This is a genomic window from Helicobacter pullorum (assembly GCF_900638355.1).
Classification (GTDB): Bacteria; Campylobacterota; Campylobacteria; order Campylobacterales; family Helicobacteraceae; genus Helicobacter_D; species Helicobacter_D pullorum.
Map to the genome: position 1 here is coordinate 328,095 of NZ_LR134509.1, position 13,869 is coordinate 341,963.

General features: G+C 34.6%; 11 protein-coding genes. 4 read left to right on the plus strand and 7 right to left on the minus strand.

All coding sequences use genetic code 11. The features are described from left to right. Positions 1-17: 17 nt before the first annotated feature. On the plus strand, positions 18-2,705 hold the full coding sequence (polA, locus tag EL247_RS01625; protein ID WP_060663426.1) for a DNA polymerase I: 2,688 nt from the start codon (positions 18-20) through the stop codon (positions 2,703-2,705). Positions 2,706-2,710: 5 nt separating this feature from the next. On the opposite strand, the gene EL247_RS01630 is transcribed toward polA, so the two are convergent. From EL247_RS01630 to EL247_RS01650, 5 genes are read right to left on the minus strand one after another with little or no spacing between them, the layout of a single operon-like run. Next, positions 2,711-3,265, minus strand: a complete 555-nt coding sequence (locus tag EL247_RS01630) for a thermonuclease family protein (RefSeq protein ID WP_166666954.1) — start codon at positions 3,263-3,265, stop codon at positions 2,711-2,713. Continuing rightward, the gene (locus EL247_RS01635; RefSeq protein WP_104745895.1) at positions 3,262-4,812 is read right to left on the minus strand and encodes a dipeptide ABC transporter ATP-binding protein; all 1,551 of its coding nucleotides are present in this window, start codon (positions 4,810-4,812) and stop codon (positions 3,262-3,264) included. Before EL247_RS01635 ends, EL247_RS01630 begins: the two co-directional genes overlap by 4 nt. After that, entirely contained in the window at positions 4,799-5,818 is a 1,020-nt protein-coding gene (locus tag EL247_RS01640; RefSeq protein WP_054195815.1) for an ABC transporter permease, read from the minus strand. The genes EL247_RS01635 and EL247_RS01640 overlap by 14 nt, the downstream gene beginning before the upstream one ends. A gap of 1 nt (position 5,819) precedes the next feature. Then, positions 5,820-6,857 carry a microcin C ABC transporter permease YejB gene (locus EL247_RS01645; protein ID WP_060663424.1) on the minus strand — a complete coding sequence of 346 codons (1,038 nt, stop codon included), beginning with the start codon at positions 6,855-6,857 and terminating at the stop codon, positions 5,820-5,822. A gap of 9 nt (positions 6,858-6,866) precedes the next feature. Further along, positions 6,867-8,678, minus strand: coding sequence for an extracellular solute-binding protein (locus EL247_RS01650; RefSeq protein WP_065829675.1), 1,812 nt, complete (start codon positions 8,676-8,678; stop codon positions 6,867-6,869). A gap of 127 nt (positions 8,679-8,805) precedes the next feature. On the opposite strand from EL247_RS01650, the gene EL247_RS01655 reads away from it, so the two are divergent. Then, positions 8,806-9,354 carry a hypothetical protein gene (locus tag EL247_RS01655; protein WP_054198626.1) on the plus strand — a complete coding sequence of 183 codons (549 nt, stop codon included), beginning with the start codon at positions 8,806-8,808 and terminating at the stop codon, positions 9,352-9,354. A 75-nt stretch (positions 9,355-9,429) separates the two neighbouring features. Here the strand turns inward: EL247_RS01655 and EL247_RS01660 are convergent, their stop codons facing one another. Then, on the minus strand, positions 9,430-10,773 hold the full coding sequence (locus EL247_RS01660; protein WP_104745894.1) for an SLC13 family permease: 1,344 nt from the start codon (positions 10,771-10,773) through the stop codon (positions 9,430-9,432). Between the two features lie 23 nt (positions 10,774-10,796). Then, positions 10,797-11,906 (minus strand): molecular chaperone DnaJ, encoded by a 1,110-nt coding sequence (gene dnaJ / locus EL247_RS01665; protein ID WP_104745893.1) that lies wholly within the window; start codon positions 11,904-11,906, stop codon positions 10,797-10,799. Positions 11,907-12,042: 136 nt separating this feature from the next. Between dnaJ and recR the strand changes: the two genes are divergently transcribed. Both recR and EL247_RS01675 read left to right on the plus strand, forming a co-directional pair. Next, positions 12,043-12,615 carry a recombination mediator RecR gene (recR, locus tag EL247_RS01670; protein ID WP_005023439.1) on the plus strand — a complete coding sequence of 191 codons (573 nt, stop codon included), beginning with the start codon at positions 12,043-12,045 and terminating at the stop codon, positions 12,613-12,615. A 16-nt stretch (positions 12,616-12,631) separates the two neighbouring features. Then, complete coding sequence (locus tag EL247_RS01675) at positions 12,632-13,834, plus strand: potassium/proton antiporter (RefSeq protein ID WP_005023437.1); 1,203 nt, start codon at positions 12,632-12,634, stop codon at positions 13,832-13,834. The last annotated feature ends 35 nt before the right edge of the window (positions 13,835-13,869 follow it).

The window sequence follows — 13,869 nt, forward strand, 5'->3', positions numbered from 1 at the left end:
TTACTTTTTGGAGAAATATGAGAACTTTAACGATTATTGATACTTTTGGATTTTTATTTCGCAGTTATTTTGCATTACCGCCACTCAAAAATCATGAGGGGTTTCCCACTGGTCTTTTGACAGGATTTGCAAAGCTAATTATGCAACTTCATAGAGATTATCCTAAGGATTATTTGGTTTTTGCCTTGGATTCCAAAGGCGAAAATTTCCGCAAACAAATTGATCCTCTTTATAAGGCAAATCGTCCAGAAATGCCACAAGATTTGAAGCTCCAACTTGAAGTGGCGATTAAATGGGTTGAAGATATGGGGTTTAAAAATATTAGCATTGAAGGATATGAGGCAGATGATGTGATTGCCTCTATCAATAAACAAGCTAATCAATTAAAAGTTAATGTAAGAATTATTAGCCACGATAAAGATCTTTATCAGCTTATTGATAGAGATACCTTTTTGTTTAATCCTTCCAAAAAAGAGGAGATTAGGGAAGAGGAATGTATAGAAAAATATGGGGTTAGTCCTAGCCAGTTTGTGGATTATCAAAGCATCGTTGGAGATAGTGTCGATAATGTCCCGGGTGTCAAAGGCGTGGGTGCAAAAGGTGCAGCGAGTTTATTGGGGGCTTATCAAACTTTAGATGGAATCTATGAAAACATTGAAAAAATCCCGCAAAAACGCATAAGAGAATTGTTGCTTGCTTCCAAAGAAGATGCCTATCGCAGTAGAGAGCTTGTGCGATTGAGAGATGATTTATTGGAAGATTTTGATTTGAGTAAATGTGAAATGCCTCAAGATTGCCCATTGTTGAATATTTTAGATTCGCTAAAACACTATGATTTAAATAGCATTTTAAAAAAACTCCATAAAAATCCCATTACCAAAAAGAAAATAGTCCAAAAACAGAGTATGCAAGAGAATACACAAGAAAAACAATTTATTTATAAATCCCATTTGATTAATACTGATGAAAAATTAAGAGAACTTTTATCCACATTTACGCCAGAGGATATTTTTTCTTTTGATACTGAAACGACTTCTTTGGAAGTAAGGAGTGCAAAGATTGTTGGATTTTCTTTTAGTGTCAATGGAGTGGATTCTTATTATGTCCCTATTGCTCACAATTATTTGGGGGTTGAAGAGCAGGTTAGTTATGAGTGTGCTAAAGAATTTATTGAATATATTTTTGGCTGTAAATATGTGATTGGGCATAATCTTAAATACGATCTTGAAATTTTAAAGACTAATTTTGATTTTGTTTTGCAAGATTTTTCCAAAATCCGAGATAGTATGCTTTTGGCGTGGCTTTTGCAAAGTGACGCATTGTGCAATTTGGATTTTTTGATGAAAAAATATTTTAATCATGAGATGATACATTATAAGGATATTGTGCATAAAAAAGAAAATTTTTCTCAAATTTTGATTCAATATGCTTGCGAATATGCAAGTGAAGATGCAGCGGCTTGTTACCAGTTGTATTTTAAGCTTAAGGGATTAGTGGATGAAAGGTTGATGGAGATTGCTAAAAATGTAGAATTTCCGTTTATCCAAAGTTTAATGAATATGGAATTGATAGGCATTAAGATTGATTTGGAGTTTTTTCAAGAATTGATTTTGGAATCAAGAGAGAGATTGCATCAAATCTCTGAAGAAATTTTTGCTTTAGCTAACAAGCGATTTAATCTCAATTCGCCTCAACAGCTTGCAACGATACTTTTTGAAGAGCTTAATTTGCAAGCGGGCAAAAAAACAAAATCTGGTTTTAGCACCTCTGAATCGGTTTTAAATTCGCTTTATGATATGCATCCAATTATTCCAAAGATTCTTGAATATAGGGAATTTTTTAAGCTTTATAGCACTTACATTGAGCCTTTGAGCGAGCATGCAAAAGCAGATTTGCAACATAGAATTTACACTTCTTTTATGCAAACAGGAACAAGCACTGGGCGTTTGAGCTCTAAAAATCCAAATTTACAAAATATTCCAGTCAAAACAGCACAAGGGAGACGCATAAGAAGGGGATTTATCGCAAAAGAAAATCACCTTCTTGTTAGCCTAGATTACTCGCAAATTGAATTGCGTCTTTTGGCGCATTTTTCAGAAGATGAAGCCATGATTGAAGCTTTTTTGAAAGATGCAGATATTCATTTGGAAACTGCCAAAAAGATTTTTGGTGAAGATATGGCACAAGAAAAACGCGCAATTGCAAAAAGTATCAATTTTGGTTTGATTTATGGAATGGGTCCAAAAAAGCTTTCAGAAACATTGAAAATTACTTTTCAAGAGGCAAAAACTTATATCCAAAATTATTTTACTTCATTCCCGACAGTTAAGGAGTTTTTGAAGAATCAAGAAGAGTTTATTTTGGAGAATGGATATTCTAAAACATTGCTTGGAAGAATGAGGAAATTTGATTTTGAGGGAGTGCAAGAGTATCAAAAAGCGGCTTTTTTGAGGGAAGGAATCAATGCGATTTTTCAAGGGAGTGCAGCAGATATTATTAAAATGGCAATGAATGCTATTACAAAGGCTAATTTGGAATCTAAGCTATTATTGCAAGTGCATGATGAGCTGATTTTTGAAGCACCCAAAGAGATAGCAAAAAAAGAATCCGAGGAAATTGCAAAGATTATGGAAAATATCACAACTTTGAAAGTCCCTTTAAAATGCACTATTAGCATAGGCGAGAATTGGGGAGAGCTAAAGTAAAATTCCTATTTTTGGGATTCTTGTGCAATTTGCCTTAGAGTGCTTTTGAGGCATTCCATTTCTTGATTCCATTCTTTCCATAAGCCCCTTTTTTGACTTCTTGCAAGATTTTCTAAAATTTCTAGTTTTTCAATTATTTCTGGCTGGCTAGTGTCAAAATATTGCACCACCCCATATCCATCTTTGATAATTTCTTCATTAAAGAGATTTCCTCCATTTTGCAAAAAGCACCAACCATTTTGGTAATGTATGGTGTATTGTTGCTCCAAAAAAATTTTATTTCTTACATAATTCATTGCAAAATGTCGCATTTCTTTAATGGCTTTTGGCGTGATTTGGCAATCTCTTTTGAAATCTTTACTTGCTGATGCCACTCCATAGAGCTGACAATATAGCATTCCATTATCTTTGGAATATACGCTAAATACAGCGGGTGCATAAATATTTTTTAGAATAACGCGTTGGGTTATGGGTGTGAAAACAAAAGAATAAAGATGCAGCACAGCAAGGCTGGATATTAGTCCTATAATGAAAATTTTTTTAATCAATTTTTGTTTCAAATTCCACTTGCCTCCAAAAGTTTTTTGACATAAGCATTTTTAGGATTTGCAAAAACTTCTTGAGTATTGCCTCTTTCTAAAATTTCTCCCTTTTTTAGGACAATTACACTTTGACATAAACTTGCAATCACGCTTAAATCGTGGCTAATGCAAATATAGCTTAAATGGTATTGTTTAGCAAGTCTCAAAAGCAATTCCAAAATTTGTTTTTGCGTATTTTTGTCTAATGCGCTTGTGGGCTCATCAAGCAATAAAATTTTGGGTTTTAGGACGAGGCTTCTAGCAATGCTTATTCGTTGTCTTTGTCCTCCGCTTAACTCATTTGGATAGCGTTCTAAGAAGCTTTCATCTAAGCTGACATCTAAAAGAGCTTGAGTGATTTTTGTTTGATAGTTTGGAATCTTGTGGGCTAATAGTCCTTCTTTTAGAATCTGATAAATTGTCATTTTGGGGTTGAGTGAGCTAAAAGGATCTTGAAAAATCATTTGAATATTCTTTCTAAAATCTCTCAAAGATTCTCCTTTGAGGCTAAAAAAATCTTGTCCTAAGAGCTTAATTGTGCCATTAGATTCTATTAAGCGGCAAATGGCATTCCCTAGAGAAGTTTTGCCGCTGCCAGATTCACCAATAATGCCTAAATTTTCGCCTTCTTTGAGTTGAAAACTAAGGGGTTTTAGGGCTTCAAATTTTTCTAATGCTTTACCCCAAAAATTTTTTTTGACAATGTAAGATACCCCAAGATTTTCCACTTCCATAATTGTTTTGCCAAAATTTTTTTGTGTGTTGTAATGGAAGGTTAGCGATTCTACTAAAAGCTTAGTATAAGGATTTTTGGGGCTATTAAAAATAGAGCTTGTATCCCCGCTTTCTATAATCTTGCCCTTTTTTAGGACAAGGATTTTTTTGCAGAGCTTAGAGACAGCCAAGAGGTCGTGGCTAATAAATAAAATACTTAAGTGGAGTTTTTTTTGTAAGAATTGCAAAAGTTCAAGGATTTGCTGTTGGGTTGTGGAATCTAAAGCGGTGGTTGGTTCATCGGCAATAAGGATTTTTGGAGAATTTGCAAGGGCAATGGCGATACAGATTCGCTGTCTTTGTCCCCCGCTTAGTTCATGTGGATAAGAATCAAGCACTTTTGGGGGAAGAGAAACATTTTCTAGCAGTTCTAAAATTCGTTTTTGGAGCGTATCTTTGGGGCAAGTGGGGTTGTGGATTAAAATAGCCTCAGTGATTTGTTTTTTGATTTTGTGTAGAGGATTTAATGCACTAAGTGGTTCTTGAAAAATGTAGCTAATTTCTTTGCCGCGAATTTTTTGCATTTGCTTTTGGGAGAAATTTAAGAGATTTTGCCCTAGAAAATCAATTGTTCCGCTTTGGTGTTGGATATTTGGAAGAAGTTGCAAAATAGCATTACCAAGCATAGATTTTCCGCTTCCTGATTCTCCAACAATTCCTAGAATCTCGCCTTTTGGTAATTCAAAAGAAATATTTTCAAGGCAGAAATTTGCAAGTTTTAAGCTTAGAGATTCTACTTTAAGAATTGTCATTTTCACTCCTTAGGGCATCTCTTAAGCCCTCACCAATAAAAACTAACAAACAAAGCAAAATACTTAAAGTAAAAAATCCACTCAACCCAAGCCAAGGAGCATTAAGGTTGTTTTTGCCTTGAGAGAGAATCTCACCCAAACTTGCACTAGGTGGAGGCAATCCAAGCCCAAGAAAATCTAAAGATGCTAGAGTGGTAATGCTTCCACATAAAATAAAAGGTAGATAAGTTAGCATTGCTATAAGGGCGTTTGGCAAAATGTGATAGAAGATGATTCGCCAATGACCAACCCCAAGCATTTTTGCTGCTTTAATGTATTCTAAATTCCTCACTTTTAAAAATTCAGCCCTTATAAAAGGCACGAGTGCAATCCAAGAAAAAAGTAGAACAATCAAAAGGATTGTCCAAAATGTTGGTTGCAATAAGCTTGCAAAAATAATAAGAATAAATAAAATCGGCATTCCGCTCCATATTTCTATAAGCCTCTGTCCAAATAAATCTACCTTGCCTCCAAAATACCCACAAATTGCTCCAACTAAAAATCCAATTATAGAACTAAAAAAAGTCAAAATAATCGCAAAGAGGATAGAAGTTTGTAAGCCATAAAGTAGGCGTGCTACAATGTCTCTTCCCAAATCATCTGTCCCTAGCCAATTAGATAGAGTAGGTGGAGTAGGGGCGGGAGAGGGTAGGTTGTAGATAATAGTATCATAAGAATAAGGGATAAGAGGCATAATAAAAAAGCCTTTTTGACGGATTAAATCTTGCAAATAAGGATCGTTGTAGTTTGCATCACTTTCAAAATCTCCGCCAAAAGTAGTTTCTGGATAGTTTTTGAAAATAGGAAAATAATTTTTGTTGTCATAGCGTATATACAAAGGTTTGTCATTGGCGATAAATTCCGCACTTAAACTAACAAGAAAAATACCCAAAAATATCCATAAAGAATAAAATGCTTTTTTGTTTTTTTTGAAGGCTGTGTAATGTCGAGTTGTGAAAAATCCCATATTATGCCTTTTGAAAATGGATTCTTGGATCAATTAAAGTATAAAGCAAATCGCTAATTAGAGTTGCAATCAATCCAAAAAGTGTAAAAATATACAAAGTCCCAAAAATTACAGGATAATCACGAGTGATAATGGCTTCATAGCCTAATAATCCTAAACCATCTAATGAAAAGATAATTTCTATCAATAAAGAGCCCATAAGAAAAATTCCTAATAAAGCAGCAGGAATAGAAGAGATAATCAGCAACATTGCATTGCGGAAAATATGGCGATAAAGGACTTGTTTTTCGCTCAAACCTTTGGCAAAGGCGAGTTTAACATATTGTTTGGAAATTTCTTCTAAAAAAGAGTTTTTAGCAAGCAATGTTAAGGTTGCAAAGCCACCAATGCTTAGTGAAATGACAGGCAAAGTAATGTGCCAAAAATAGTCTTTGATTTTCTCCATCAAAGAAAGCGATTCAAAATTATCGCCTACAATTCCTCGCAAAGGAAACCAGCTAAAATAAGTGCCTCCTGCAAAAAAGATGATTAAAATCAAAGCAAAGAGGAAAGTGGGAATGGCATTGCCTATGATAATCAGTGTGCTTGTAAGATTGTCAAAGGGGGTGCCATTGCAGATGGCTTTTTTGATGCCAAGTGGAATTGAAATAAGATAGATTAGTAAAGTGCTCCAAAGTCCAAGGGAAATAGAAATCGGAAGTTTTTCTAAGATGAGATTGACAACAGAGGTATTTTTATAAAAGCTATCTCCAAAATCAAAAACAATATAATTTTTTAACATCAAAAAATAACGCTCCAAAAGAGGTTTGTCAAAACCATAAAGTGCATTGATCTTAGCAATAGTTGCCTCATCTAAACCTTGATTTTTATAAGTGCTTCCACTAGAAACTTCACCTTGTAGATTGTGTGATTCTAGTTTGGCTATCATTTGCTCTACCGGACCTCCCGGTGCTGCTTGGATAATGAAAAAATTTAAAGTAATAATGCCAAGAAGAGTTGGGATAATCAATAAGAGGCGTTTGAAAATATAAGCTCCCACAAAACTTCCTTAGCGTCTAAATGAAGGATATTTTTCTTGAAGTTTCAAAAGTTTTTCTTCATTAACCCACCAAGTTTCAAAACCAACATTGTAAATGGGGGTAATTTTGGGATGTTCTAAAAAATTCCAAAAAGCTACCCTAAAGGTTTTGGTGTGAAAATGAGGGATTACATAATAATTCCACAAAAGTACTCTATCAAGCGCTCTTGTTGTTATGAGTAATTCTTGATAGTTTTTAGCATTGATTACTTTTTCAATCAAAGAATCTACCACAGGATTTTCTATGCCTGCATAATTATAGCTTCCCTCGGCTTTGGCGGCACTTGATCCCCAAAAGAATCTTTGTTCATTTCCCGGTGAGAGACTTTGAGGGAAAACCGCCACAATCATATCATAATCAAAAGTCCTTAAGCGGTTAATGTATTGACTAACATCTACAAGGCGAATTTTCATTTCAATTCCAAGAGATTGCAAATTTTTGGCAAAAGGAACAGCCACTCTTTGCATAGCTGGGGAAACCAATAAAAGCTCAAAGACAAAAGGTTGATTGTTTGGATTATAAAGCTTCCCATTTTTCATTGTGTATCCTGCTTCTTTGAGTAGGTTTTGTGCTTTTTTGAGATTTTCTCTATTGCTACCATTTCCTGTGGTTGTAGGTAGTTCAAAGCTTTGTGTGAAGAGTTTTGGAGGGAGATTGCTTTTAAAAGATTCTAGAAGTTTTAATTCTTCGCCCAAAGGCACTCCAACGCTTGCAAATTCTGAATTGTCAAAAAAGCTTTTAGTTCTTGAATATTGATTGTAAAAAAGATTCTTATTGCTCCATTCAAAATCAAAAGCAAGTCCCAAAGCTTCCCTTGTTTTAATATCTTTGAAGAAATCCTTGCGTAGATTAAAAACAAAGCCTTGCATTCCGCTAGAGAGAGAGTGCAAAATTTCTTGCTTGATAATCTCACCTTCTTTAAGCGCTTTGCCTTCATAGCCCAAAGCCCAATTTTTCGCACTCATCTCTTGTCTATAATCATATTTTCCGGCTTTAAATGCTTCTAGTGCCACTGAATCATCTTTGTAATATTCAAAGGTGATTCTATCAAAATTGAAATGTCCAATGCGTGTGGGGTGATCCTTTGCCCAGTAATTTTCTACTCTTTTGTAGGTAACACTGCGTCCAGCATCAAATGATTCAAGTTTATATGGACCGCTTCCTAGTGGGATTCTAAGTGAGTTTGAATGAAAATCTATCCCTTCATAATAATGTTTGGGAAGAATTGGTAAATCCCCTAAAATCAGGGCTAATTCGCGATTGTTGGAATCTTTGAAATTAAAGCGAATGGTATATTTATCAACCACAATAGCTTCTTTGATGTCAGCATAATAGCGTGCCATAGAGGGATTTTCCCCTCTAGCAAGAGTGTTAAAGCTAAATTCTACATCAAAGGCGGTAATTTCCTTGCCATCATGAAAACGGGCATTTTCGTTTAAATGGAAGATTACAAAAGTATTGTCTTTTGCTCTTTGGATTTGTTTGGCTACTAATCCATATTGACTGCTTGGCTCATCATAAGAACGCACCATTAAAGTATCATAGATAAGATGCAAACCTTGCGCACTCGTGCCTTTTAGCAAAAAGTCATAAAAGCTATCAAAAGTCCCGATTGCATATTCTTTGATATGCCCACCTTTTTGGGCATTAGGATTGACATAGTCAAAATGCTTGAAATTTTTGTATTTTACTTCCCCATTGATAGCAAATGCATTATTGCTATAAGTATCAGCCGCAAAAAGAGAGAAGTTTAATAAAAACAAGAATAATAAATAACGCATAAGTTTTCCTATTATTTTAAGGGTTTTTGGATTCTATCAAATAAAAGATTATTTTTACTTAACATTATATTCACATTTTTTAAATATAATTCAAACCTTCAATTTTGTTTTTATAAAGGAGTTTTTGATGACAAAACAATTTCGCAATCTTCACATTTATCTTAGCTTGTTTTTCTTGCCGGTTGCTTTGATGTATGCACTCACGGGTGTTTTATATATTAGTGGATTTGACCAAGATAGCGGAGCAACCAAAAACACTTACATACTAAATGCGGAGATTCCTAAGGGTGGAGAAATTGATGCAATGTTGAAGTATTTAGAAGACAATAATTTGCCTCTACCTGCAAAAACAGAGCCAAAACCTAATAAGAGTGGTGCATTGAGTATTGGTGGCACACATTATTCTGCAAGTATCGCACAAAGTGGGGAGAATCAATGGACTATTAACACTACTAAGCGTTCTTTGATTGGGGATATGATTATGTTGCACAAGGCAAAAGCTAAATGGTATTTTAATGTTTTAGCCATTGGTTTTGGTATTACAATGGTTTTGCTTTACCTCTCTGGATTGATGATTACTCTTTTTAACTCTAAGAAAAATAGAAATATTCAATATGGGACGATTTTGGCAGGTTGTCTTGTAAGCATTGTTTTGGGCGTTTTGAGTGTTATGTAATCAAGAATGGGTTTTTCCATTCTTGAATCTGCATTGCTTTTATTCTTTCAAATAATGCGTAAAAAGTTTCTTAAATCACCAAACCAAAGAAGCAAATATCGTAATTAAAACAATCGAAAATAAATTAACCCATACGCCATATTTCATCATTTCTATTTGTTTGACATAGCCTGTTCCATACACAATTGCATTAGGTGGAGTTGCCACAGGTAGCATAAAGGCACAACTTGCACCAAATCCAATTACAAGCGGCAAGATATGTTCTGGCATTCCAATAGCTTCGCCAACTACTCCAAAAATCGGCACAAGTAGAGCAGCACTTGCTGTGTTGCTTGTAAATTCGGTTAGGGTAATGATAAAAAAAGCTACTACGATAATGATAATTAGCCAATGGCTATTACCAAAGATTTGTGCTACACCATTTGCCAAAACCGCACTAGCTCCAGAATCTTTTAAAATCGCACTCAAAGCTAATCCCCCACCAAAAAGCCACAAAACACCCCAATCTGTATTGTTTTGAATATCTTTCCAAGTGGCTACTTTGGTAACCCCAATAGCAATTGCACAAGCAAGGGCAATAATGGTGTCTAAATCATCAATGCCCCCCAAAAGAGAACTGATTTTTGCACTCAATATCCATGCAAGTGCAGTGAGGGCAAAAATGATTAGGGTAATGGTTTTTTTGTGATTCCATTGTGTGTTTTCTAATTCTATGCTAAATTGAGTGTTTAAATTAGGCTTCAAAAGTAAATATAAAATAATAATGCAGCTAGGTAACATAATTAGCATAAATGGTATTCCAAGCTTCATCCAATCAAAAAAGTTCATTTGCAAATATGCAGCTGCAATCGCATTTGGTGGGCTTCCAACCAAAGTTCCAAAGCCTCCGATACTTGCACTATATGCCACACCCAAAAGCACAAACACAAAAGTATTGCGGTCTTTGTCTATTTTGAGATTAGATAGAATACCAAGTGCCAAAGGCAGCATAATAGCAGCAGTGGCAGTGTTGCTAATCCACATTGAAAGAAGGGCAGTAACGCAAAAGAGCAGGATAATAGCTAAGCTCATTTTACCTTTTGCTAAGTAAATGAGATAATTTGCAATGAAACGATCTAGTGCTTGAATATGCAATGCACTAGCAATCGCAAAACCTCCAAAAAACAGGAATATCACCGGATTGGCAAAAGTTTTTAATGCGCTAGAGGTATTTTCTAAGCCAAAGATTACTGCCAAAAAGGGCACGCACAATGCAGTAATGGCAGTATGGGTAGCCTCTGTAATCCACAAAATCCCCACAAAAATCAAAATGCAAATCCCGATGTTTGCATTTCTCTCAAAGGGCAAAAAAGTATATAAAAGTGCAAAGATAAGAATATCAATTGCAATAATAATTAGAGATTTTTTTATTGATTCCAAATCAATTTCCCCCTATTTTTGGATTATTTGAACCAATTTTTGATTTTATCGACCAATCCTTCTAGGCAATTAATGGGCTTTGCCTCTTCATACCCAAAAGATTCGTGTAGTTGATTAAGGAGTGTTTTTTGTTTTTCATCAAGTTTAGTTGGATAGGTGATATTAACAACAGCGATGAAATTGCCTCTTTTGTTGCCATTGACACTTTTTACACCTTCACCATGAAAAACAAATTGTTGTTTATCTTTGACACCTATTGGAATTTTTAGCTCTAATTCTTTTGTGAGGGCTGGAATCTTGATTGTCCCTCCAAGCATTACAAGCGTGAAAAATACAGGAATTTCTAGGTAAATATCATTGTGATGGCGAATAAAATGTTCATCTTCTTGCACAAAGATTTCAATGTATAAATCTCCCCTTGTTCCATCTGGCATAATATTTCCATGCTTTGCTACGCGGATTTGATTGTGGCTATCTACACCTTCAGGGATATTTACTTCAAACTTTTCTTTTTCCTCTTTGTAGCCTTTGCCGTGGCATTTATCGCAGTTTTCTGCTATCATTTGTCCGCTACCATGGCATTTAGAGCAAGTTTGTGCAAAAGTCATAAAGCCTTGTGAGAAAGTTTCTCTTCCACTTCCTTTGCAGGCACTACAAGTAGCTACTTTGCCTTCCTTAGCACCCGTTCCTTTGCAAGATTCACAAGATTTTTTATAAATAATTTCTATTTCTTTTTTGCAGCCAAATACCGCTTCTTGGAAAGTTAATTCTACCTCTATGCCCAAATCACGCGAATATTTTTCATTCTTTTTGGTTCTTTGTCCAAATCCGCCAAATCCTCCACCAAAAACAGAATTAAAAATATCAAAAATACTACCTTCCATATCACCAAAGCCAAAGCCACTACTCTCTAAGCCTTTTTTGCCATAAGTATCATAGATTTGTCGTTTTTCTTTGTCGCTTAAAATTTGATAGGCTTCATTGACTTTTTTAAACATTTCTTCTGCTTCTTTGTCGTCTGGATTCCTATCTGGGTGATATTTTAAAGCCATTTTGCGGTAGGCTTTTTTGATTTCATCTCCACTTGCATTGCGTTGTAATTCTAATATTTCATAATAGTCAAATTCTTCCAAAAAAAGCTCCTATAAATTGATTGTTTTTTATCTTTATTGTATCTAATAATACTTTTATTAGTTATTAAATAATCCTTAGATAGAATCAACTAAAAGCAGTTTGTAAAAATATCCAAATAAAATCCAAGGCATTTTAATGAAATCTATTCCAGAAAGTTTTGCAAAACTTGTAGAATCTTTAGAAAAGCTTCCAAGCATCGGAAAAAAATCCGCCATGCGTCTTGCTTATTTTTTGGCTTTTGAAGATAAATTAAGTGCTTTGCAAATTGCTCACAATATTGAATCTTGTATGCAAGAATTGCGGATTTGTGAAGAATGCTTTGGGATTAGCAAAGAGCCAATTTGTGAGATTTGTTCTAATTCTATGCGAAATAATGGTGAGCTTTGCATTATCGCAAGCCCCAAAGAGATTTTTTTGCTTGAAGAAAGCGGAGAGTTTAATGGTAAATATTTCGTGATTACTTCCTTAGAAACTTTGGATATGAAAGCGTTAGAAAGGAAAATCATCAAAAATAATATTAGGGAAATTATTTTTGCATTAAGTCCTTCTTTGAGTAGTGATAGTTTGATGCTGTATTTGGAGGATAAACTTAGCCATTTGGATTTGCAATTTACCAAAATTGCACAGGGGGTGCCAACAGGAGTGAGTTTAGAAAATATCGACCAGCTTTCTATTATACGAGCTTTGCAGTCGCGTGTAAAAATTTAATCTCAAGGAATATGGAATGACAATTGCCCAAATCGTTGCAAATTTTAATTTCTACATTGTTATTATCGGAGTAATTTTATTTATTAGTGTTTATGCAAGTAAAATTTCAGAAAAAATTGGAATTCCTTTATTGCTTATATTTCTTGGGATTGGAATGCTTCTAGGAAGTGAAGGGATTGGTGGAATCGAATTTGATAACGCATTATTAACTCAAGCAATCGGCACTATGGCTTTAATTTTTATTTTATATAGTGGAGGTTTGGATACTTTTTGGGAAGAGGTTAAGCCAGTAGCATTACAAGGGTTTGTGCTTGCAACTATTGGAGTTTTAATCACTGCATTTGTGATGGCGTGTTTTATTTATGTGATTTTGGATTTTACTTTTTTGGAATCTTTGCTTTTGGGTTCTGTTGTTTCTTCTACCGATGCAGCAGCGGTTTTTATGATTTTGCGTTCTCAAAAAATTAAATTAAAAAATAATATTCGACCGCTTTTGGAATTAGAATCTGGAAGTAATGATCCTATGGCGATTTTCTTAACCATTGTTGTTTTGCAGCTTATTACTATGCCAGAGGCAAATTCAATGAGTGAGTGGTTGTTGTATTTTGTAATGCAATTTGCAATTGGAGGTTTGCTTGGAATTATTTGTGGGTATCTTTTCCCTAAAATTTGTCAATACATTAATATTTCTCAAGCTGGGCTTTATCCACTTATTAGTGTGGCATGGCTTTTTATGATTTTTGGACTTTCTTCGCTTTTAAATGGGAATGGCTATTTAAGCATTTATATTGCTGGAATTGTTACAAACAAATTTGCCTTCCCTAATAAAGCACATATCATTTCATTCCATGATGCCATTGCTTGGATGATGCAGATTATTGTGTTTTTAGTATTAGGATTGCTTGTTTTTCCATCAGAGCTTCCTAGTGTTGCAATACAGGCTTTGATACTTTCTTTTGTATTGATATTTATTGCTCGTCCTATTAGCGTATTTGCTTCATTGGTTAAGAGTAGATATAATTTCAAAGAAAAAGCTTTTATTTCGTGGGTTGGTTTGAGAGGGGCGGTGCCTATTATTTTGGCAACTTATCCTTATGCGTATAAACTAACAAATTCTCATATGATTTTTAATATGGTGTTTTTTATGGTGTTTATTTCTGTGCTTTTGCAGGGTATTACACTTGGTTTTGTAGCGAGAAAATTGGATATTGTAGAGTGAGGATATTTTGGAATCATTTTTGCTAGAGGTTTTAA